The following is a 22,465-nucleotide window of genomic DNA, read 5'->3' on the forward strand; positions in this document are numbered from 1 at the left end:
CTATTTTTCGGCGAAAACCGAGAGCTTGCATCGGCAAGCGCAACCGCACAAGTGTGCATCACCTGCGGCATGGTTGCGGGCTTGCGCGGTGCGTTCCCCTGATCTGGCGCAATCAGACCACGGCGCCGGCGTTCGGGTCGTCTTCGGAGCCGCCGTCTCGCTTGGTCGGGCCCTTGACGAGGTCCTCGCGCTTGACGCCCAGCCACATCGCGATGGCCGCCGCCACGAAGGCCGACGAATAGATGCCGAACAGGATGCCGATGGTCAGCGCCAGCGCAAAGTAGTGCAGCGTCGGGCCGCCGAAGAAGAACATCGAGAGCACCACCAGCTGCGTCGAGCCGTGCGTGATGATGGTGCGGCTGATGGTCGAGGTGATCGCGTTGTCGATGATCTCGACCGTGCTCATCTTGCGGTAGCGCCGGAAATTCTCGCGCACCCGGTCGAAGATCACGACCGACTCGTTGACCGAATAGCCCAGCACCGCCAGCACCGCCGCCAGCACCGCGAGCGAGAACTCCCACTGGAAGAAGGCGAAGAACCCGAGGATGATGACCACGTCGTGCAGGTTGGCCAGCACGGTGGCCACCGCAAACTTCCATTCGAAGCGGATCGCCAGGTAGATCATGATGCCGACCACCACCATGCCGAGCGCCTTGAGCCCGTTGGTGGTGAGCTCCTCGCCGACCTGCGGGCCGACGACCTCGATGCCGCGCTGCGTGGCCGACGGATCGACCGTCTTGAGCGCCTGCATCACCTGCGCGCTCTGCTGGTCGGAGTTCATGCCCTTTTGCGCCGGCAGGCGGATCTGCACGTCGCGCGAGGTGCCGTAGCTTTGCACCTGCACGTCGGGATAGCCGAGCTTGCCGATGGCCTCGCGCACCTTGCCGATGTCGGCGGACTGCTGGTAGGCCACCTCCATCACGGTGCCGCCCGTGAACTCCACCGACAGGTGCAGCCCGCGGTGCAGCAGGAAGAACACCGCCAGCGCGAAGGTGACGAAGGAGACGATGTTCAGCACCAGCGCGTGGCGCATGAACGGGATGGTCTTGTGGATGCGGAAGAATTCCATGGCGCTTGTCCTTGACCTTTACTTGCCTTCAGCCACGGCAGTGCCGTCGGTCTTGGGGCGCCAGACCGTGCCGATCGACACCGTCTTGAGCTTCTTCTTCTGGCCGTACCAGAAGTTCACGAGGCCGCGCGAGAAGAACACGGCGGAGAACATCGACGTGACGATGCCGATGCAGTGCACCACCGCGAAGCCGCGAACCGGACCCGAGCCGAAGGCCAGCAGGGCGATGCCCGCGATCAGCGTGGTCACGTTGGAGTCGAGGATCGTGCCCCAGGCACGGTCGTACCCGGCATGGATGGCCGCCTGCGGCGCGGCGCCGTTGCGCAGTTCCTCGCGCACGCGTTCGTTGATCAGCACGTTGGAGTCGATGGCCACGCCAATGGCCAGCGCCATGGCCGCGATGCCGGGCAGCGTGAGCGTGGCCTGCAGCATCGAGAGAATGGCCACCAGCAGCATCAGGTTGACGGCCAGCGCGATCGACGAGAACAGGCCGAACAGTGCGTAGTAGGCGCACATGAACACCATGATGGCCAGGAAGCCATACATCACGCTCTTGAAGCCCTTCTCGATGTTGTCGGCGCCCAGGCTCGGACCGATGGTGCGTTCCTGGATGATTTCCATTGGCGCGGCCAGCGAGCCGGCGCGCAGCAGCAGCGCGAGGTCGGCGGCTTCGGCCACCGTCATCGAGCCGGAAATCTGGAAGCGGTTGCCGAGCTCGCCGTTGATCGACGGGGCCGTGAGCACTTCGCCCTTGCCCTTCTCGAAGATCAGCATGGCCATGCGCTTCTTGTAGTTCTCGCGGCTCACGTCGCGCATGATCCGGCCGCCCTTGGCGTCCATGGTCAGGTCGACCTTGGGCTGGTTGCTTTGCTGGTCGAAGCCGGGCTGCGCGTCGGTGAGGTTCTCGCCGGTGACGAGCACCTGCTTCTTCACGATCACGGGGCGGCCGTTGCGTTCGAGGAATTTCTCGGAGCCGAAAGGCACCGGTCCGCCGCTCAGCTCGGCCGCGCGGCCTTCGGCGCTTTCGTCCACCAGGCGCATCTCGAGCGTGGCGGTGCGCCCCAGGATGTCCTTGGCCTTGGCCGTGTCCTGCACGCCGGGCAGCTGCACCACGATGCGGTCGAGGCCCTGCTGCTGGATCACCGGCTCGGCCACGCCGAGCTCGTTGATCCGGTTGTGCAGCGTGGTGATGTTCTGCTTCAGCGCCGCGTCCTGGAGCCGGCGCGCGGCTTCGGGCTTGATGGTGGCCACGAGGCGCCAGTTGCTGCCGTCCTGGCTGTCGGTGGTGGAGAGGTCCTGGAACTGGTCCTGGATCAGCCGCTTGGCCGCTTCCAGCGCGGCCGCATCGCGGAACGAAACCTCGACCGTCTGGCCGTTGCGGCTCACCGAGGTGCCGCGGATGCCCTTGTCGCGGAAAGTGGTGCGCAGGTCGCTCGCGAAGGACTCGGCCTTCTTGTCGATGGCGCCCTTCATGTCGACCTGGAGCAGGAAGTCGACGCCGCCGCGCAGGTCGAGACCCAGGTACATCGGGAACGCATGCAGCGCCGTGAGCCAGGCCGGCGAACGCGAGACCAGGTTCAGCGCCACCACATAGGGCGGATCGGCCGGATCGGGCACCAGCGTGCGCTGCACCGTGTCGCGCGCCTTGAGCTGCTCGTCGGGGGTGGCGAAGCGCGCGCGCAGCGAACCGCCCTCGAGCGTGAGCAGGTCGGGCGCGAGCCCGGCGGCCTTGAGCGCCTCCTCGACCCGGCTCTGGGTGGCTGCGTCGACCTTGACGGTCGACTTGGCCGCGGACACCTGCACGGCAGGCGCCTCGCCGAAGAAATTGGGCAGGGAGTAGATCAACCCCACAAGCAGCACGATCACGATGATCGCGTACTTCCAGACCGGATAACGGTTCATGAGCGCGCGCTTTTCACAAACTTTTTAGAGATGGGACACCGGCGTGACTTGAGGCCATGCGCCACGAAGCGCAAGGCCGAGCCGCGCGTTGATTGCTTGGCTTACTGCTTGACGGCGCCCTTGGGCAGGACCTGGACCACAGCGCTGCGCTGGATCTTGATCTCCACGCCGTTGGCGATTTCGAGGCCAAGGTACTGGTCGCCGAGCGAGGTGATCTTGCCGAGCACGCCGCCGGCCGTTGCCACCTCATCGCCCTTGGCCAGCGCTTCGATCATGGCGCGGGCTTCCTTCTGGCGCTTCATTTGCGGACGGATCATGACGAAATACAGCACCACGAACATCAGCACCAGGGGCAGCATGCTGCCGAGCGAGGACAACATGTCGCCACCGCCGGAAGCAGCGGGCGCGGTTTGGGCGAAAGCAGAGGAAATGAACAAGAGAGTCTCCAACAGAGAGAAGAGGAATGTCAGAAGCGCGGGCCGGGCCCGCGGTTCCGCGGCCCCGAGGAAAAGGCCGCGAGTCAGCGCTTGAAGCGGCGTGGGCCGCGCACAGCAGCGGGCATTGTATTCGTGGCAATGCCCCGCGCCGCGCGCTTATCCGGCGCGGGGGGCGGGGCTTTCCAGGGGCGCCAGCCGCGCGTCCTTTGCTCTCTTTTCAGTAGCAACCGCGCGAGCTGGCCGGCCACCGCGGGCCGGCTTCCTTTCGAAGAATCAGGCGGCGGCGCGCTGCGCCTGCTGCGGATGGCGCCACTTGGCGAGCAGCTCGCTCCAGCGGGTGCGGGCGGCGGCGAGGTTGCGGTCCTTCACGTGGCCGTAGCCGCGGATCTGCTCGGGCAGGCTCGCAATTTCCAGTGCCAGCGCATGGTTCCCGGCGGCAAGGCCCGCAACCACCTCCTCGATGCTCGCGCGGTACTCGCCGATGAGCGCGCGCTCGGTCCTGCGCTCTTCGGTGCGCCCGAAGATGTCCAGGGCCGTGCCGCGCAGGCCCTTGAGCCGGGCCAGCAGCCTGAAGCCGGCGAGCATCCAGGGGCCGAACTTCTGCTTCTGCAGCTCGCCCTTGGCGTTCCTCTTCGCAATGATGGGCGGCGCGAGGTGGTAGTTGAGCTTGAAATCCTTGCCCATCTGCCCTTCGAACATGCCTTCGACGCGGTCGAGGAAGCTGCGGTCGGTGTGCAGCCGCGCCACCTCGTACTCGTCCTTGTAGGCCATGAGCTTGAACAGGTAGCGGGCCACCGTTTCGGTCAGGGCGGTCTTGCCCAGCGCCGACTCGGCCTGCCGGACCTTGTCCACGAACTGCCGGTATTCGCCGGCATAGGCCGCGTTCTGGTAGCCCGTGAGGAACTCGACCCGGCGCGCCACCAGGCTTTCGACGGTTTCGCGCTTCTTGAACTCGATGACCTGGCCCGGGCGCAGGCGCTTTTGCAGCTCGTCCGGATGGGCGGCCGCCTGGCGGCCCCATGCGAAGGCGGTCTTGTTGTTCTCGACCGCCACCGCGTTGAGTTCGATGGCGCGCATCAGCGACTCGAGCGCCAGCGGGATCCAGCCCTTTTGCCAGGCAAAGCCCAGCAGCATGGGGTTGGCATAGAGGCTGTCGCCCATCAGCGTGGTGGCCGCGGCATCGGCATCGAAGGTGCCGAGCGCATCGGCGCCGATGGCGCGCGCGATCTCGTTCGCGCAGTCGTCCTGCGGATTCACCCAGTTGGCATTGCGCACGAAGGCGGCCGTGGGCGTGCTGTGCGTGTTGAGCGCCACGTGCGTGCGCCCTTCGCGCATGCGCGCCAGGGTTTCGGCGTTGACGGCCACCAGCGGATCGGCCGCCAGAATCAGGTCGGCCGCGGCGGTGCCGACGCGCGTGGTGCGGATCGCGTCCTGCGATTCGCCGATCAGCGCATGGCTCCAGGTGGCGCCGCCCTTTTGCGCGAGGCCGGCCGCGTCCTGCGTGACGATGCCCTTGCCCTCGATGTGCGCCGCCATGCCCAGCAGCTGGCCGATGGTGATGACGCCCGTGCCGCCGACGCCGGCCACCACGATGCCCCACACCTGGTCCCGCGCCAGCACCGGCACGGCCGGCTCGGGCAGCGGGCCCAGTGCGAGCGGCGAATCGGCCTTGTCCCTGGCCTTCTTCTTGAGCTGCCCGCCTTCGACCGTGACGAAGCTGGGGCAGAAGCCCTTGAGGCAGCTCATGTCCTTGTTGCAGCTGCTCTGGTTGATGGTGCGCTTGCGGCCGAACTCGGTTTCCAGCGGCTCGACCGACAGGCAGTTGCTCTGCACGCTGCAGTCGCCGCAGCCCTCGCAGACCAGCTCGTTGATGACCACGCGCCTGGCCGGATCGACGGCCGTGCCCCGCTTGCGGCGGCGGCGCTTCTCGGTGGCGCAGGTCTGGTCGTAGATGATGGCCGTGGTGCCCGAGATCTTGCGGAATTCGAGCTGGACCTCTTCGAGCAGGTCGCGGTGCTTCACCGCCACGTGGTCGCCGGGGATGTTCACGCCTTCGTACTTCTCGGGCTCGTCGGTGACGACGACGACCTTCTTGGCGCCCTCGGCATGCAGGCTCTCGGCGATCTGCAGCACCGAGTGGCCCTCGGGCCGCTCGCCGACCTGCTGGCCGCCGGTCATGGCCACGGCGTCGTTGTAGAGGATCTTGTAGGTGATGTTCACGCCGGCCGCGATGCTCTGCCGGATCGCGAGCAGGCCGCTGTGGAAGTAGGTGCCGTCGCCCAGGTTCGCGAAGATGTGCTGGTCGGTGGTGAAGGGCTGCTGGCCGACCCACGGCACACCCTCGCCGCCCATCTGCGTGAAGCCGATGGTGGAGCGGTCCATCCAGGTGGCCATGAAGTGGCAGCCGATGCCGCCCATGGCACGCGAGCCCTCGGGTACCACGGTGCTGGTGTTGTGCGGGCAGCCCGAGCAGAACCACGGCTGGCGGTCGGCCCCCTGCACGCCGCCCAGCTTGAGCACCTCCATCGAGCGCTCCTTGGCTTCGAGGATGGCCATCTGGGCGTCGATGCGCGCGCGCATGTCGGCGCCGGCCTGCTCCAGGATGCCGAGCTTGCGCAGGCGCTGCGCAATCGCCTTGGCGATGAGCGCCGGGTTCAGGTCGGCGTTGGCGCGCAGCAGCGTGTTGGCGGTGGGGTTGGGCATGGCCCATTCGCCGCCGGAGAAATCGCCGTCGAGCTCGTTGAACTTGCCGAGCACGGTGGGGCGCACGTCGGCGCGCCAGTTGTAGAGCTCTTCCTTCAGCTGGTATTCGATGACCTGGCGTTTTTCTTCCACCACCAGGATTTCCTGCAGGCCGGTGGCGAAGTCGCGCGTGAGCTGCGCCTCCAGCGGCCACACCACGCCCACCTTGTGCAGCCGGATGCCCAGCTGGCGGCAGGTGGCGTCGTCCAGGCCCAGGTCGATCAGGGCCTGGCGGGTGTCGTTGTAGGCCTTGCCGCTGGCCATGATGCCGAAGCGGTCGTTCGGGCCCTCGATCACGTTGTGGTTCAGCCGGTTGGCGCGGATGTAGGCGAGCGCGGCATACCACTTGTAGTGCATGAGGCGCGCTTCCTGCTCCAGCGCGTGGTCCGGCCAGCGGATGTGCAGGCCGCCGGGCGGCATCTGGAAATCGGTGGGAATGACGATCTCGACGCGGTCCGGGTCGATCATGGCCGTGGCGCTCGACTCCACGATTTCCTGGATCGTCTTCATGCCCGACCAGATGCCCGAGAAGCGGCTCATGGCAAAGGCGTGGATGCCCAGGTCCAGGATTTCCTGCACGTTGGTCGGAAAGAACACCGGCGTGCCGCAGGCCTTGAAGATGTGGTCGCTCTGGTGCGCGGCCGTGCTGCTCTTGGAAATGTGGTCGTCGCCCGCCACCGCGATCACGCCGCCCCATTCGGTGGTGCCCGCCATGTTGGCGTGCTTGAAGACGTCGGAGCAGCGGTCCACGCCCGGGCCCTTGCCGTACCAGATGCCGAAGACGCCGTCGAACCTGTTGGTGCCCGCGGGCGAGAAGCCCAGCTGCTGGGTGCCCCAGAGCGCCGTGGCGGCGAGCTCCTCGTTCACGCCGGGCTGGAAGACGATGTTCTGTTCCTTCAGGAACTTGCTGGCCTTCCACAGGGCCTGGTCGTAGCCGCCGAGCGGGGAGCCGCGGTAGCCGCTGATGAAGCCCGCGGTGTTCTTGCCGGCCTGCTTGTCGCGCAGGCGCTGCAGCATCGGCAGCTTGACCAGCGCCTGCACCCCGCTCATGAAGGCCCGGCCGTAGTCGAGGCTGTATTTGTCGTCGAGCGTGACGGTTTCCAGCGCGCGGCGAATGTGCTCGGGCAGCGGTGCGTTCATGTTTGTCTGTCTCCGTGTGGCAGGGCCGTGTGGGCCTGGCTGATGGGGTGTGGGTCTGTGCCCGGATAGGGCGCGAGCCCATGATCACGCAAAGTGTATGCCGGGGCACGCGACAGGTGTTTGCGTTCTGTGCCCCAAAAAAGCAGCTTCCAGGAAGAATCTTGCTTAATATCGCCATCCATGGAAAGCATTGACAAGTTCGACCTCGCAATCCTGCAAGAACTGCAGGCCGACGGCCGCCTCACCAACGCCGAGCTTGCGCAGCGCGTGGGGCTGTCGGCCGCGCCCTGCTGGCGCCGGGTGCGCGCGCTGGAGGAGGCGGGCTTCATCAAGGGCTACCACGCCGAGATCGACCGCCACAAGATAGGGCTGGGCGTGCTCGCTTTCGTGCGCGTGGACACCGAACGCGTCACCAACGACGCCACCCGCAAGCTTGAAGACGCGATCCGCAAGCTGCCCGAGGTGGTGGCCTGCCACTACATCAGCGGCACCGGCACCTTCGAGCTGCAGGTGGTGGCGCAGGACCTGGACAGCTTCTCGGCCTTCGCGCGCCAGCACCTCATGAACCTGCCGAACGTGAAAGACCTGCACACCAGCTTCTCGCTGGGCGAGGTGAAAGCCAGCAGCGCCTGGCCGCTCGGGCATCTGGCACGCTAGCTGCAACCTAGAATTCCCGCCCGCCCCATACAACACCGCCAGCCGGCGCACCAAGAGGAACAAACTCCCATGAACCCCATCCGCCGCGCCCTGGCGCTCGGCCTTGCCGCCGCCGCGCTCGCCTTCGGCGCCCAGGCCCAGAACCGCGAACTCACCGTGGCTTCCAGCGCCACCTACGCGCCCTTCGCCTTCGAGAACAAGGACAAGCAGATCGTCGGCTTCGACATCGACATCATCAACGCCATTGCCAAGCAGCAGGGCCTGAAGATCAAGGTCGTCAACACGCCGTTCACGGGCATCTTCGGCGCGCTCAACAACGGCGACGTCGACCTCGTGATCTCGGGCGTCACCATCAACGACAAGCGCAAGCAGAGCTACGACTTCACGCCGCCGTACTTCGCGGCCCGCCAGCTGATCGCGCTGCCCAAGAGCAGCACGGTCGCCTCGCTGAAGGACCTGGCCGGCAAGAAGATCGCGGTGGTGAGCGCCTCCACGGCCGACGACATCGCCTCGCGCGAGTTCGGCAAGACCAACCCCAACATCCGCCGCTTCGAGAGCACGCCGCTCATCATTTCCGAGCTGGCCGGCGGCGGCGTCGATGCCGCCATGGGCGACAACGGCGTGATCGCCTACCGCGTGGCGCAGAACCCGGAGCTCAAGACGCTCGACGACAAGTCCTTCCCCGAGGAAGGCTTCGGCATCGTCGTGAAGAAGGGCGACAAGGCGCTGCTCGACAAGCTCACGGCCGGCCTGGCCGCGATCCGCGCGGACGGCAGCTACGCCACGATCTACAAGAAGTGGTTCAACAAGGACCCGAACGCCCGATGAGCGCGTCCGGCCTGGGCGGGAGGGAGTCGTAGATGGAACAGCCGATCCTGTTGTTCGGATGGTTCCGCTGGGACATCCTGGTCGAATACAAGGACCTGTTCTGGCAAGGCGCCTGGATGACGCTGCGCATGACGGTGGTGTGCGTGCTGCTGGGCGCGAGCTGGGGCCTGTGCCTGGCGCTCGCGCGGCTCGCCCGGCCGCGCCATGCGCCCTGGAGCTGGATGGCGCGCTTCTTCCTGCGCTGGCCGGCCACGGTGTACGTGAGCTTCTTCCGCGGCACGCCGCTGTTCGTGCAGATCCTGCTGATCCACTTTGCGGTGATGCCGGTGTTCATCCACCCGGCGACCGGCCTCCTGATCAGCGGCGACCTGGCGCGCGAGCTCAAGCAGGAGCATGGCGCGCTGATCTCCGGCGTGGTGGCGCTCACGCTCAATTCGGCGGCCTACATCTCGGAGGTGTTCCGCGCCGGCATCCAGTCGATCTCGCGCGGGCAGTTCGATGCCGGCCGCTCGATCGGCTTCACGCCCATGCAGGTGATGCGCTACGTGGTGCTGCCGCAGGCCTTCAGGCGCATGCTGCCGCCGCTGGGCAACAACGCGATCGCGCTGCTGAAAGACACCTCGCTGGTCTCGGCCATCGGCCTGGCCGAGCTGGCCTATGCCGCGCGCACGGTGGCGGGCGCCTATGCGCGCTACTGGGAGCCGTACCTCGCGATCTCGGTGGTGTACTGGGTGATGACGCTCGTGCTCACCACGATGCTGCGGCGGCTCGAACACCGCCTGGCGCGCAGCGACAGGGGATAGATCCGCTGCGGAAACCGCGCGGTTTTCCGACCGGCCCTGACGGCATCGGCACAATCGGGCGACATGCCACCGATTTCCCCCGAAGAGACACCCATTCCCCCGGCCCGGCCGCAGCCGCCGAAGCTGGCGGCGCTCGAGCCGCTCAGGCTGCCCGTGTTCCGCATGCTGTGGAGCACCTGGCTCATCGCCAACATCTGCATGTGGATGAACGACGTGGCGGCGGCGTGGATGATGACCTCGCTGACCACCTCGCCGATCTGGGTGGCGCTGGTGCAGTCGGCCTCCACGCTGCCGGTGTTCCTGCTGGGCCTGCCGAGCGGGGCGCTGGCCGACATCCTCGACCGCCGGCGCTGGCTGGTGGCCACCCAGTTCTGGCTGGCGGGCACGGCCATCGTGCTGTGCGCGGCGCTGGCCTTCGACCTGATGACCGCGCCGCTGCTGCTGGCGCTCACCTTCGCCAACGGCATCGGGCTGGCGCTGCGCTGGCCGGTGTTCGCGGCCATCGTGCCCGAGCTGGTGCCCCGCCCGCAGCTGCCCGCGGCGCTCGGGCTCAACGGCATTGCGATGAACGCCTCGCGCATCGTGGGGCCGCTCACGGCGGGCGTGCTGATCGCGAGTGCGGGCACCGTGTGGGTGTTTGCGCTCAACGCGGTGCTGTCGGTGGCCTCGGGCTTCGTGGTGCTGCGCTGGCGCCGCGAGCACACGCCCAATCCGCTGGGCCGCGAGAAGCTCATCAGCGCGATGCGCGTGGGCGTGCAGTTCGTCTGGCAGTCGCATCGCATGCGGGCCGTGCTCTCGCGCATCACGATCTTCTTCTTCCACTCGACCGCCCTGCTCGCCTTGCTGCCGCTCCTGGCGCGCAATCTCAAGGGCGGCGGGGCCGGCACCTTCACGCTGCTGCTGGCCGCCATGGGCACGGGCGCGATCCTCGCGGTGCTGTTCCTGCCGCGGCTGCGCCAGGCACTGGGGCGCGACCAGCTGGTGCTGCGCGGCACGGTGCTGCAGTCGCTCGCCACCGCGGTGATGGCCTTTGCGCCCAACGCGTGGGTGGCGGTGCCCGCGATGTTCTTCGGCGGCATGGCCTGGATCACGGTGGCCAATTCGCTCTCGGTGTCGGCGCAGCTCGCGCTGCCCGACTGGGTGCGCGCGCGCGGCATGTCGACCTACCAGATGGCGATCATGGGTGCCAGTGCGATCGGCGCAGCGCTCTGGGGCCAGGTGGCCACGGTCACGGCGCTGAACCTGAGCCTCGCCATCGCCGCCGCCAGCGGCACCCTGCTGATGCTGGTGGCCCTGCGCTGGGTGACCGACGGCGTCGGCGAAGACGACACCCGTCCCGCCGAAGCGGGCTGGGCGGCCGGCCCGCCGGCCGAGGCGCCGCAGGAAGACGGCCGCGTGGTGATCATGGTCGAATACCTCATCGAGCCGGCGCGCGCCGCGGCCTTCCACCTCGTGATGCAGCAGACGCGCCGCGCGCGCCTGAGCCAGGGCGCCATCGGCTGGGAGCTGCTGCACGACACTGCGCAGCCGAGCCGCTATGTGGAGCAGATCGTCGACGAATCGTGGACCGACCACCTGCGCCGCTTCAACCGCGCCACGGCCAGCGACATGGTGCTGCGGGAACGCCGGCTCGCGTTCCACGTCGGCGAGACACCGCCGGTGATCACGCGCTACATCGTGCGGCGCTGAGCGGCCGCAACGCCTTCAGTGGAAGAACTGCAGCCGCGTCAGGAAGGTGTGGCCGCCCTCCGCCGCCATCAGCCCGACCAGAACCAGCAGGCACAGGGGCGGCACCAGGATGGCATAGACCAGCGACAGCCGCTCCCAGGCCATGTGCATGAAGACCGCGACGATCAGCCCTGCCTTCAGCAGCATGAAGGCGACGATCAGGGCCCAGCGCAGATAACTTTCGACATGGAAGTAGTCGACCAGGTACGACATCGTGCTGAGCACGAACAGCAGCCCCCAGATCTTGAGGTAGAGGCCGATCGGATGCTGCTGGCCTGAGACGGGGTTCATGGTCGTCCTCACCAGAGATAGAACAGCGCGAAGATGAACACCCACACCAGGTCCACGAAGTGCCAGTACAGGCCGGCAATCTCGACGATCTGGTAGTTGCCGGCCTTGTCGTAGTCGCCGCGCATCAGCTTGAAGGCCACCGTGAACAGGAAGACCACGCCGGCCGACACGTGCAGTCCATGAAAGCCCGTGATCATGAAGAAGGCCGAGCCGAACTGCGCCGCACCCATCGGGTTGCCCCAGGGCCGCACGCCCTCCTCGAGGATCAGCTTGGACCACTCGAAGGCCTGCATGCCGACGAAGAGTTCGCCGAAGGTCGCGGTCACGAGCATCAGCGCGGCGGCGTTCACGCGGTCGCCGCGGTAGGCGAAATTGACGGCCATCGCCATCGTGCCGCTGCTGCTGATGAGCACGAAGGTCATGATCGCGATCAGCAGCAGCGGGATGTCGGCGCCCCCCACATGGAGCGCGAACACCTCGCTCGGGTTGGGCCACGGCACGGTGGTCGAGACGCGCACCGTCATGTAGCCGGTCAGGAAGCAGCTGAAGACGAAGGTGTCGCTGAGCAGGAAGATCCACATCATCGCCTTGCCCCACGAGACGTGGAACGCCTGGCGATCGGAAGACCAGTCGGCAATCAGCCCGCGCCAGCCGCTGGCGGCGAGGGTCGGACTCAAGGGCGTTGCTGCGATCGTTGCGGTGTTGTTCACGAGATGCCTCCTCAGGATGTGCCGCAGATGAAGCGCGCCACCTCCGGCGTCACCCAGCCCAGCAGCGCGAACAGCACCAGCCACACCGCCAGCATGAAGTGCCAGTAGCGCGCACACAGCGCGATGCGCCATGCGGCCCTGGCCGGATCGGGCCACGCGGCGTTCGCCATCCAGGCCCACCCGACCAGCCCGCCCGCCAGGTGGAGCCCGTGCATGGCGGTCAACAGATAGAAGAAGCTGCCCGCCGGATTGCCGGCCGGCATCACCTGCGCGCTCAGCAGCGCCTGCCAGGCCCAAAGCTGCGCGCCCAGGAAGCCCACCGCGCAGAGGCCGCCCGCCAGCAGCAGGCGACGGGCCCGCATCGGGCCGGGACGGCGCGATGCGCCACCGGCCCATTGCAGCGCCACGCTGCCGGCCACGAGCAGCGCCGAGCTGAGCCAGAGCTGCCACGGCAGCGCGATCGTCATCGAATCGTCACCGCTCATGCGCACCACGTAGGCCACGATGAAGAGGGAAAACAGCGCGATGGCCACGCCCATGAAGACCCACAGGCCGATGCTGGCCGCGCTCGCGTGGGCATCGCGAGGACGGCCGCCGCGGTCGGCACCGCGGGCGCTCAAGGCAGTGGCTGCGCTCATGCCGACGCTCCCCGGACCTCGCTCTGGCCCTCCGGCTCGGGCTGCCCGGCCCCGGCTTCCGGCGGCGCGTTCTGCGCGATGAAATCCTCCGCCGCCCCCGGCTCCCCATAGGCGTAGGCCCACCTGTAGACCACCGGCAGCCGCGGGCCCCAGTTGCCGTGACCCGGCGGCGTGGCGGGCGTCTGCCATTCGAGCGAGGCGGCACGCCATGGATTGGCGTCGGCCCGCCGGCCGCGCCAGGCGCTCCAGGCGAGATTGGCGATGAACAGCAGCTGCGCCACGCCGACGATCAGCGCGACCACGGTGATGAACGTGTTCAGGCTGAATGCCGAGGGCGGGATGAACTTGTAGCCGTCGAAGTTGTAGTAGCGCCGCGGCATGCCCAGCACGCCGAGGTAGTGCATCGGAAAATAGATCAGGTAGGTGCCGAGGAAGGTGATCCAGAAATGCAGCCGGCCGAGCCGGTCGTCGAGCATGCGGCCGGTGACCTTGGGAAACCAGTGGTAGATGCCGCCGAACACCACCAGCAGCGGCGCCACGCCCATCACCATGTGGAAGTGCGCCACCACGAAATAGGTGCCCGACAACGGGATGTCCACGCTGACGTTGCCCAGGAACAGGCCCGTGAGCCCGCCGATGAGGAAAGTGCACAGGAAGGCCAGCGCGAACAGCATCGGCACCGTCAGGTGGATGTCGCCGCGCCACAGCGTCAGGATCCAGTTGTAGACCTTGATCGCGGTGGGCACCGCGATGATCAGCGTGGTGGTCGCGAAGAAGAAGCCGAAGTACGGATTCATGCCGCTCACGAACATGTGGTGCGCCCACACCACCACGCTGAGCGCGCCGATGGCGACGATGGCCCACACCATCATGCGGTAGCCGAAGATGCACTTGCGCGCGTGCACGCTGATCAGGTCGGAGACGATGCCGAAGGCCGGCAGCGCGACGATGTAGACCTCGGGATGGCCGAAGAACCAGAACAGGTGCTGGAACAGCAGCGGGCTGCCGCCCTTGTAGCCCGTCACCTGGCCCATCGACACCAGCGCCGGCATGAAGAAGCTGGTGCCCAGCGTCCGGTCGAGCAGCAGCATCACGCCGCTGACGAACAGCGCCGGAAAACCGAGCAGCGCGAGGATGGTGGCCACGAAGATGCCCCACACCGTGAGCGGCATGCGCAGCAGCGTCATGCCTTCGCAGCGCGCCTGCAGCACGGTGGTCACGTAGTTGAGGCCGCCCATCGTGGTCGCCACGATGAAGATGAGCAGCGACACCAGCATCAGCACGATGCCGCCCGCATGGCCCGGCGTGCCGGGCAGGATCGACTGCGGTGGATACAGCGTCCAGCCCGCGCCGGTGGGACCGCCCGCGACGAAGAAGCTCGCCATCAGGACCACCACCGACAGCAGGTAGACCCAGAAGCTCAGCATGTTGAGGTAGGGAAAGACCATGTCCCGCGCTCCCACCATCAGCGGAATCAGGTAGTTGCCGAAGCCGCCGAGGAACAGCGCCGTGAGCAGGTAGATCACCATGATCATCCCGTGCATGGTCACGAACTGGTAGTAGCGCTCGGCGTTGATGAACTCGAACTGGCCCGGAAAGCCGAGCTGCAGCCGCATCAGGTTGGACAGCACCACGCCCACCACGCCCACCGCGATGGCGGTGCAGGCGTACTGGACCGCGATCACCTTGTGGTCCTGGCTCCAGACGTAGCGGGTCAGGAAACTCTGCGGCGCGGGGTGCCCGACGTCGTCGGTGTGGGGCACGGCGTGCCCCATGGATGAAGGAGGAGTCATCGCGGAGCCTTCTGTTCGGCGGCAGCCTGCGCCGGCGGACTGCCCAGACTCTGGATATAGGCCACCAGCGCGGCCAGTTCTTCATCGCTCAACTCGATCTTGGGCATGACCGGCGGGAAGCCCTTCACGTGGCGGGCCTGCGGGTCGCGGATGAAGCTGCGCAGATAGGCTTCGTCGACCAGCGCGGTGGAGCCGTCCGCCATGGTTTCGGTCTTGCCGTGCAGGCCCTTCCAGGTCGGCCCCACGCGCGGGCTGCCGTCGATCGTGTGGCAGGCCACGCAGCCCTTGGCATCCGCCAGCGCGCGGCCCTGTTCGACGCGCGTGCCGCCGCCGGCCGCCACGGCGCCGGCCGGAGGCTCGGGCGCCTTGGCCTGCGACTTGGCGAAGGTCGGCAGCGCTGCGTACCAGGACTTGTAGTTCGCCGGATCTTCCACCACCACGTAGCCGCGCATATTGGGATGGCCCACGCCGCACAGCTGCGCGCAAAGCGCTTCGTAGCGGCCCGCGACGGTCGGCGTGAACCAGAAGCGGCTGACCTGCCCCGGCACCGTGTTCATCCGGGCACGGAAGTTCGGCACGAAGAAGTCGTGCAGCACGTCGTTCGAACGCATCAGCACCAGCACCGGCTTGCCGAGCGGCAGATGCACCTCGTTGGCGGCGATCAGGAGGTCGTCCTGCCCGGGCGGGTCGGCGGGGTCGATCCCGAACGGATTGGTGGCGCTCACGAAGCGCGCATCGGTCGCGCCCAGCTTGCCGTCCTCACCCGGGAAGCGGAAGCGCCATTGCCATTGCTGGGCCAACACCTCCAGCACGAGGGCGTCGTGCGGCTCCCTGACGTAGTTCGCGTACACCACGAGGCCGGGCGCCAGCAGCGCCATGATGCCGACGGTGGTGCCGCCGATCAGCCAGCGCTCGAGCTTCCTGTTTTCGGGCTCATGCGCCGCACGGTGCCCCTCGCGATGGCGAAAGCGCACCAGCATGTAGGCGACGAACACGTTGATGGCGACGAAGAAGATCCCCGTGATCACCAGCGTGATGGTCAGGGTGTCGTCCATCAGCTGCCAGTTCGAAGCAAGGGGCGTCGTCCACCATGGATTGAAGACGTGAAACAGCACCGAGCCGAGCACGATGAGCAACAGGGCGACAGCCATGATCATGTGCGCTCCCTTGGCTCGGCATGGGTTCAGGACTCATGCGCGCTTCAGAGGAACGCCGGGACTTGCGGCTCTTCGCCCTCGAACCGGGCTTCGGGATGCGCGGACCGCAGCAGCGCCTCGATGTCCCGCGCGCGCGAACGCGGCAGGTCCACCATCAGCAGGATCTGCCCCTGCGCGATGGCGCCCTCGAAACGTTGCAGCCTGGGGCTCGGGATGGAAATGCCGATCATGCTGGCCGACCAGGCGCCGACCACGCCACCCAGGATGGCCACCAGCACAGCCACTTCCCATTCGGGGCCGTCGCCCACGATCGGGAACAGCAGCGCGGCCGCGAGGCCGACGACGATGCCGCAGGCACTGCCCACCACCCCCCCGGTCTTGGCGGCGTGGACGAGGTCCGAGGTCTGCCACACGTTGGCCGCATGGAGCCCGGCCATGTCCATGCCTTCCGGTCCGGCGAAATGAATGTGCGCAACGTCGATGCGCGCCCACACCAGATCGTCCATCGCCTGCCTGGCGCTCGCCAGGTCCGGCATCAGCCAGTAGATGCGTCTCTTCATAGCGCCCCCTTTCCGTCTTGCGACGAGTCAAGGAACCATGGATGACTTATATGCCCAAGGAAGGTCGCCATCAAGTGGGCGCCGCATTTCACGCGGCAGTGACATGGGGGTTATTGCCAAGCCACCTTTTTTTGACCGAACGGATAATTTAGACCATCATCCCGCCCTTACTGCCCGCCACCACGAGGTATGCCACGATGAATCCGGTCCCCCTGCGCAGCCGCTTCTGGTCCGACCTGACCAGCGAAGAGTTCTCCCGCCTCGACCGCGAACGGCTCATCGCCGTGCTGCCGGTCGGCGCCACCGAGCAGCACGGGCCCCACCTGCCGATGTCGACCGACACGGCCACCATCGACGGCATGGTGCACGCCACCCTCCCGCACCTGCCCGACGACCTGCCGGTGCTGTTCCTGCCGACCGTGGCCTACGGAAAGAGCAACGAGCATTCGCGCTATCCGGGCACGCTCACCGTCTCGGCCACCACGCTGATTTCGCTGTGGAAGGACATCGGCGCCTGCGTCGCGAAGGCCGGCGTGCGCAAGCTGGTGCTCTACAACAGCCACGGCGGCCAGATGAGCGTGATGGACATCGTGGCGCGCGACCTGCGGGAAGAACACGACATGATGGTCGTCGCCGCCAACTGGTACACGCTGGGCCTGCCCGAAGGGCTTTTCACCGCGCACGAAGGCCGGCACGGCATCCATGCCGGCGACCTCGAAAGCTCGGTGATGCTGCACCTCGCGCCCGACGACGTGCGCCGCGACCGGTTCCAGAACTTCCATTCGATGACCGAAGACCTGGCCGCCGAGAACAGGTTCCTCTCGATCACGCCCAGCGGCAAGCTCGGCTGGCAGATGCACGACATCAATCCCGCGGGCGCGGCCGGCGATGCCACGCGCGCCACGGCCGAGAAGGGCGCCGCGGTGCTCGACCATGTGGGGCGGCGCTTCGCCGAACTGCTGCGCGAGGTGGACCGCTTCCCGCTGTCGCGCCTCGCCAACGAACCCGCCTGGCGCTAGGCTTGCGCTCCAAGGAACGCGCCATGGAAAGCCCCACCCCATCCACCACGCCGCCGCTGGTCAGCCTGCGCCACGTCAGCAAGCGCTTCGCCAACGGCACGCTCGCGCTGCAGGGCATGACGCTCGACATCGGCGAGCACGACTTCATCAGTTTTCTCGGCCCCTCCGGCTGCGGCAAGAGCACCGCGCTGCGGCTGATCGCCGGGCTCACCCGGCTCAGTTCGGGCGACATGCACTGGTCGGGAGCCAACACGGGCAAGACACAGAGCGACCGCGACCTGGGCTTCGTGTTCCAGGAGCCCACGCTCATGCCCTGGGCCAAGGTGTTCGACAACGTGTGGCTGCCGCTCAAGCTCGCCGGCACGAGCCGCGACGCGGCGGCGCCCGTGGTGCAGCAGGTGCTCGAGATGGTCGGCCTCTCGCGCTTCGCCGACGTGTACCCGCGCGAGCTTTCGGGCGGCATGAAGATGCGCGTGTCGATCGCACGCGCGCTGGTCACGCATCCGCGCCTGCTGCTGATGGACGAACCCTTTGCCGCGCTCGACGAGATGACGCGCATCAAGCTCAACAACGACCTGCTCGCGATCTGGCGCGAGCACCGCTTCTCGGTGGTGTTCGTCACGCACAGCGTGTACGAATCGGTGTACCTCTCGAGCCGCATCGTGGTCATGGCCGCGCGCCCAGGCCGGGTGATCGACGAGATCCGCATCGACGAGCCCTACCCGCGCGGCGAAGAATTCCGCACCTCGAGCCGCTACAACGCGCACTGCACGGCGGTGTCGCAATCCCTGCATGGAGCCCTGCATGGCGTCGACATCGATCACTGAGCCCATCGCCCTCGCGGATGCGGACATGGCGCCCTCCGAAGCCACGCTGCGCGCGCACGAAGACAAGGTGCGCCGGCGCGAGTCGATGCTGCGCATCGTGGTGCCCGCGGGCATCGTCATCGCGCTGCTGCTGGCGTGGGAGTGGATGGTTCGCGCCAACAACATCCCGCACTACATCCTGCCCGCGCCTTCGCTGATCCTGCGCACGCTGTTCGACAACTGGGGCTCGCTCTCCAGCGCGCTGTGGTTCACGGTGAAGCTCACGCTGCTCGCGCTCGGCGCGGCCATCGTGGGCGGCGTGCTGCTGGCCATTGCCTTCGCGCTCTTCAAATGGGTGGAGATCGGCCTGTTCCCGATCGCGGTGATCCTGCAGGTGACGCCGATCATCGCGATCGCGCCGCTGATATTGATCTACGTATCGAGCACCATGGCGGCGCTCCTGCTTTGCGCCTGGATCGTGGCCTTCTTCCCGATCCTGTCGAACACCGTCATCGGCCTGAAAAGCGCCGACAGCAACCTGCGCGACCTGTTCCAGCTCTACAAGGCCTCGCCGTGGCAGACCTTCCGCTACCTGCTCGCCCCCAGCGCGCTGCCGTATTTCATGGCGGGCCTGAAGATCGCGGGCGGCCTGAGCCTGATCGGCGCGGTGGTGGCGGAGTTCACGGCCGGCACGGCGGGCAAGGAGACGGGGCTGGCGTCGCGCATCCTCGAATCGAGCTTCCGCACCGAGATCCCGATGATGTTCGCGGCGCTGCTGCTGGTGTCTCTGCTGGGCATCGTGATCTTCATCGTGTTCGCAGCCCTGTCGCGGCTGGTGCTCGGCCACTGGCACGAAAGCGAAATGCGCCGTGAACGCTAGGACCATCGTGCCTGCCGTCGATTGGGACGCCGTGCGCGCCGACCTGCGCGGCCTCAACCTCATCACCGCGCCGGCCCAGCGCAAGCAGCTGTCGAAGGACTTCTACTGGTACAGCCCCATCCTCACAGCGCAGCTCGCGGGCTGCGTGGCCGACCTCGTGGTGAAGGTCAGCACCGAGGACGATGTGCGCCAGGCCGCGGCCGCGGCCGCCAAGTGGAAGCTGCCGCTCACCGTGCGCGCGGGCGGCACCGGCAACTACGGCCAGTGCGTGCCGCTCGAAGGCGGCATCGTGCTCGACGTGACGCAGATGTGCCGCGTGCTCGACATCCAGCCGGACCGCATCCGCGTGGAGGCCGGCGCGCGCATGCATGACATCGACCTTGCGGCGCGCGAAACCGGCCAGGCGCTGCGCATGTGGCCCTCGACCTGGCACGCGGCCTCCATCGGCGGCTTCATCGCGGGCGGCTTCGGCGGCATCGGCTCGTTCCGCCACGGCATCCTGCGCGACCCCGGCAACCTGCTGCGCGCGCGCGTCATGACGGTGGAGCGCGAGCCGCGCGTGATCGAACTGCACGGCGACGAGATCCAGCAGGTGCACCACGCCTACGGCACCAACGGCGTGATCCTCGACGTGGAGGTGGCGCTGAGCCCGGCTGTCGAATGGGTGCATTGCACGGTGCTCTTCGAAACGTATCGCGCAGCGCTGTCCTTCGCCGTCGCGGCGCAGGCGCCCACGCTCGACATCTTCCTGCTCTCGACGGTCGAGGCGCGCTTCTCGCCCTACTACACGGCCATGCGCGACCGCTTTCCGCGCGACCGGCATGCGGCGTTCGCGATGGTCTCGCCCGGTTCGATGGCGGACTTTCGTGCGCTGGCCGACGCACAAGGCGGCACCATTTCGGTCGCCGGCACCGAGGCCGAACTGCTCGCCGACGGCCTGCCGCCCGCCTACGAGTGCGCGTTCAACCACACGACGCTGCAGGCACTCAAGGCCGACCGCGGCTGGACCTACCTGCAGGTGGCCTACGCCCAGCCCTTCGACCCGGCCGTGGTCGAACGCCATCTGCAGATCTTCGGCGACGATGTTCTGCAGCACCAGGACTTCGCGCGGGCCGGCGGCGAATGCGCCACCTTCGGCATCCTGCTGGTGCGCTGGAAGGGCGAGGCCCACCAGTACGAAGTGATCCGCGAGATCGAGTCGCAGGGCGGCTGCAAGATCTTCAACCCGCATGTCGTGACCATCGAGGACGGCGGCATGAAGACCATCGACACGCAGCAGATCGAGTTCAAGAAGCGCAGCGATCCGATGGGGCTCATGAACCCCGGCAAGACGCGTGGCTGGACTTCCGATATGGCTGTCGAGCGTTGACATGAAGAGCCGTTCTTCGATTCGTCTCCGTAAGGGGCCTTCAGGGCGCAGGGAAGTACCCGGCGGCCTGTGCACACGCCCTGAACAGCAGCGCCTCCACGCGATGGCGAGCTGACATGAAAATACCCCGTCGCATTCAACCCAGGAGTCCACTGCCATGCGCGTTCCCGCTCTGACAATCCGTCCGCTCGCCCTCGGCCTCGCCCTCGCGGCCGCCGCCTTCGCCGCGCAGGCGCAGGAAAAAGTGGTGTTCGCCACCAACTGGAAGGCACAGGCCGGCCACGGCGGCTTCTACCAGGCGCTGGTGGATGGCACCTACAAGAAATACGGCCTCGACGTCGAGATCCAGCAGGGCGGCCCGATGGTCAACAACCGGCCGATGCTGCCGGCCGGCAAGGTCGACTTCCTGATGACCGGCAACCTGCTGCAGTCCTTCGACAACGTGAAGAACGGCGTGCCCACGGTGGTGGTCGCGGCCTTCTTCCAGAAAGATCCGCAGGCCATGTTCGCGCACCCGGGCCAGGGCTTCGACACCTTCAAGGACATGGCCAAGGCGCCCGTGGCCTTCATCGGCAAGGACGGCCAGTTCAGCTTCTGGCAGTGGATGAAGTCGGAGCACGGCTTCAAGGATTCGCAGCTCAAGCCCTACACCTTCAACGTGGGCCCGTTCCTGGCCGACAAGAAATCGATCCAGCAGGGCTACGCCATCTCGGAGCCGCTCTCGATCAAGGCGCAGGCCGGCTTCGACCCGGTGGTGCAGCTGCTGGCCGACAACGGCTTCTCGACCTACTCGACCACCGTCGAGACGCGCGCCGACCTCGTCAAGACCAAGCCCGAGACGGTGCGCAAGTTCGTCGAGGCCTCGATCATCGGCTGGAACAACTACCTCTATGGCGACAACAAGGCAGCCAACGAGATGATCGCCAAGATCAACCCCGACTCGCCCGTCGCCGCATCGCAGGGCTCCATCGAGCTGATGAAGAAGATGGGCATCGTCGACAGCGGCGAATCGCTCACCAAGGGCATCGGCGCGATGGACGAAGCCCGCGTGAAGGACTTCTACGACAAGATGGTGAAGGCCGGCTTGTACAAGCCCGGCGACATCGATCTCTCGAAGGTCGTGACCACGCAATTCGTCAACAAGGGCGTGGGTGTCGACGTCCGCAAGAAGCTCGCTGGAAAGTAAGCACGCTTTTTTTCTTCCCGTGGGTCGCGCGGGGCTTGCGCCGGGGTCAGATGCCGGCGCCTGGGTTGCCATAAGGCTCCGCGCGGCCTTTCACTCCTTGGGCTCTGACCCCGTCTCGCCAGCGACTGCAAGTCCTGAGCGAACCGGCCCTCAACCATGAAAACGCTCGTCGTCCACTGCCATCCGAACCCTGACAGCTTCAACCACGCGCTCTACCGCACCGCCCTCGAGGCGCTCGAACCGCGGCACCCCGTGAAGGCCATCGACCTCTACGCCGAAGGCTTCGACCCGACGCTGACGCGCGAAGAGCGCATCGCCTATCTCGACAACCCCGAACTGATCCGCGAACGCGTGAAACCGCACGTCGAAGCGCTGCTGTGGGCCGAGCACCTGGTGTTCGTCTACCCCACCTGGTTCCATGGGCCGCCCTCCATGCTCAAGGGCTGGCTGGAACGCGTGTGGCTCCCGGGCGTGGCCTTCCTGCCCGCAGAGCGCAAGGGACAGCTCGCAAGGTCGGGCATGCGGCACATCCGGCGGCTGACGGTGGTGACCACGGGCGGCTCGCCGCGCTGGTTCGTGATGGTCATCGGCGACCCGGGCCGGCGGCTCTTCACGCGCGCGCTGCGGGCGCTGTTCGCGTGGCGCTGCAAGGTGACGTGGCTGCAGCTGCACGACATGAACGCCGTCACCGCGCGCGACCGCACCCATTTCATCGAACGCGTTGCGCGCAAGCTGCAGAGCATCTAGCAG

The 22,465-nt window shown here is 67.1% G+C and carries 20 protein-coding genes; 10 read left to right on the forward strand and 10 right to left on the reverse strand.

What is annotated here, in order from left to right; all coding sequences use genetic code 11:
* Positions 1–112 precede the first annotated feature (112 nt).
* From secF to VAPA_RS26105, 4 genes are all read right to left on the reverse strand, one after another.
* Complete coding sequence (gene secF / locus VAPA_RS26090; protein WP_021012987.1) at positions 113–1,069, reverse strand: protein translocase subunit SecF; 957 nt, start codon at positions 1,067–1,069, stop codon at positions 113–115.
* An 18-nt stretch (positions 1,070–1,087) separates the two neighbouring features.
* Complete coding sequence (gene secD / locus VAPA_RS26095) at positions 1,088–2,971, reverse strand: protein translocase subunit SecD (protein ID WP_021012988.1); 1,884 nt, start codon at positions 2,969–2,971, stop codon at positions 1,088–1,090.
* 101 nt (positions 2,972–3,072) lie between these two features.
* A complete protein-coding gene (gene yajC / locus VAPA_RS26100; RefSeq protein ID WP_018905224.1) occupies positions 3,073–3,408 on the reverse strand; it encodes a preprotein translocase subunit YajC in 336 nt (111 codons plus the stop codon).
* Positions 3,409–3,681: 273 nt separating this feature from the next.
* Complete coding sequence (locus VAPA_RS26105) at positions 3,682–7,290, reverse strand: indolepyruvate ferredoxin oxidoreductase family protein (protein ID WP_021012989.1); 3,609 nt, start codon at positions 7,288–7,290, stop codon at positions 3,682–3,684.
* Between the two features lie 180 nt (positions 7,291–7,470).
* Here VAPA_RS26105 and VAPA_RS26110 point away from each other — a divergent pair, with 180 nt between their 5' ends.
* The 4 genes from VAPA_RS26110 (at position 7,471) to VAPA_RS26125 (ending at position 11,267) form a co-directional block, all read left to right on the forward strand.
* Positions 7,471–7,947, forward strand: a complete 477-nt coding sequence (locus tag VAPA_RS26110; protein WP_021012990.1) for an Lrp/AsnC family transcriptional regulator — start codon at positions 7,471–7,473, stop codon at positions 7,945–7,947.
* 69 nt (positions 7,948–8,016) lie between these two features.
* A complete protein-coding gene (locus VAPA_RS26115) occupies positions 8,017–8,775 on the forward strand; it encodes a basic amino acid ABC transporter substrate-binding protein (RefSeq protein ID WP_021012991.1) in 759 nt (252 codons plus the stop codon).
* Between the two features lie 32 nt (positions 8,776–8,807).
* Positions 8,808–9,578, forward strand: a complete 771-nt coding sequence (locus VAPA_RS26120) for an amino acid ABC transporter permease (RefSeq protein WP_021012992.1) — start codon at positions 8,808–8,810, stop codon at positions 9,576–9,578.
* Positions 9,579–9,641: 63 nt separating this feature from the next.
* A complete protein-coding gene (locus VAPA_RS26125; RefSeq protein WP_021012993.1) occupies positions 9,642–11,267 on the forward strand; it encodes an MFS transporter in 1,626 nt (541 codons plus the stop codon).
* Positions 11,268–11,282: 15 nt separating this feature from the next.
* Here the strand turns inward: VAPA_RS26125 and VAPA_RS26130 are convergent, their stop codons facing one another.
* The 6 genes from VAPA_RS26130 to VAPA_RS26155 are packed head-to-tail and all read right to left on the reverse strand — an operon-like array spanning position 11,283 to position 16,455.
* Positions 11,283–11,597, reverse strand: a complete 315-nt coding sequence (locus tag VAPA_RS26130; protein WP_021012994.1) for a cytochrome C oxidase subunit IV family protein — start codon at positions 11,595–11,597, stop codon at positions 11,283–11,285.
* An 8-nt stretch (positions 11,598–11,605) separates the two neighbouring features.
* On the reverse strand, positions 11,606–12,307 hold the full coding sequence (locus VAPA_RS26135; RefSeq protein ID WP_021012995.1) for a heme-copper oxidase subunit III family protein: 702 nt from the start codon (positions 12,305–12,307) through the stop codon (positions 11,606–11,608).
* Positions 12,308–12,318: 11 nt separating this feature from the next.
* Positions 12,319–12,945: a cytochrome c oxidase subunit 3 family protein gene (locus VAPA_RS26140; protein WP_021012996.1), complete on the reverse strand. Its 627-nt coding sequence runs from the start codon at positions 12,943–12,945 to the stop codon at positions 12,319–12,321.
* The gene (ctaD, locus tag VAPA_RS26145) at positions 12,942–14,708 is read right to left on the reverse strand and encodes a cytochrome c oxidase subunit I (RefSeq protein ID WP_041946621.1); all 1,767 of its coding nucleotides are present in this window, start codon (positions 14,706–14,708) and stop codon (positions 12,942–12,944) included. Before ctaD ends, VAPA_RS26140 begins: the two co-directional genes overlap by 4 nt.
* Positions 14,709–14,734: 26 nt before the next feature.
* The gene (locus tag VAPA_RS26150) at positions 14,735–15,895 is read right to left on the reverse strand and encodes a cytochrome c oxidase subunit II (RefSeq protein ID WP_021012998.1); all 1,161 of its coding nucleotides are present in this window, start codon (positions 15,893–15,895) and stop codon (positions 14,735–14,737) included.
* 44 nt (positions 15,896–15,939) lie between these two features.
* Entirely contained in the window at positions 15,940–16,455 is a 516-nt protein-coding gene (locus tag VAPA_RS26155) for a hypothetical protein (RefSeq protein ID WP_021012999.1), read from the reverse strand.
* 197 nt (positions 16,456–16,652) lie between these two features.
* Between VAPA_RS26155 and VAPA_RS26160 the strand changes: the two genes are divergently transcribed.
* The 6 genes from VAPA_RS26160 to VAPA_RS26185 all read left to right on the forward strand — a co-directional run bounded on the left by VAPA_RS26160 (position 16,653) and on the right by VAPA_RS26185 (position 22,462).
* Positions 16,653–17,474 (forward strand): creatininase family protein, encoded by an 822-nt coding sequence (locus VAPA_RS26160; protein WP_021013000.1) that lies wholly within the window; start codon positions 16,653–16,655, stop codon positions 17,472–17,474.
* Between the two features lie 23 nt (positions 17,475–17,497).
* The gene (locus tag VAPA_RS26165) at positions 17,498–18,301 is read left to right on the forward strand and encodes an ABC transporter ATP-binding protein (RefSeq protein WP_021013001.1); all 804 of its coding nucleotides are present in this window, start codon (positions 17,498–17,500) and stop codon (positions 18,299–18,301) included.
* Complete coding sequence (locus tag VAPA_RS26170) at positions 18,279–19,160, forward strand: ABC transporter permease (RefSeq protein WP_196232530.1); 882 nt, start codon at positions 18,279–18,281, stop codon at positions 19,158–19,160. Before VAPA_RS26165 ends, VAPA_RS26170 begins: the two co-directional genes overlap by 23 nt.
* Complete coding sequence (locus tag VAPA_RS26175) at positions 19,150–20,529, forward strand: FAD-binding oxidoreductase (protein WP_041946256.1); 1,380 nt, start codon at positions 19,150–19,152, stop codon at positions 20,527–20,529. Before VAPA_RS26170 ends, VAPA_RS26175 begins: the two co-directional genes overlap by 11 nt.
* 157 nt (positions 20,530–20,686) lie before the next feature.
* Positions 20,687–21,715: an ABC transporter substrate-binding protein gene (locus VAPA_RS26180; protein WP_021013004.1), complete on the forward strand. Its 1,029-nt coding sequence runs from the start codon at positions 20,687–20,689 to the stop codon at positions 21,713–21,715.
* Between the two features lie 156 nt (positions 21,716–21,871).
* Entirely contained in the window at positions 21,872–22,462 is a 591-nt protein-coding gene (locus tag VAPA_RS26185; protein WP_021013005.1) for an NAD(P)H-dependent oxidoreductase, read from the forward strand.
* Positions 22,463–22,465 lie beyond the last annotated feature (3 nt).

The organism is Variovorax paradoxus B4, assembly GCF_000463015.1.
GTDB lineage: Bacteria > Pseudomonadota > Gammaproteobacteria > Burkholderiales > Burkholderiaceae_C > Variovorax > Variovorax paradoxus_E.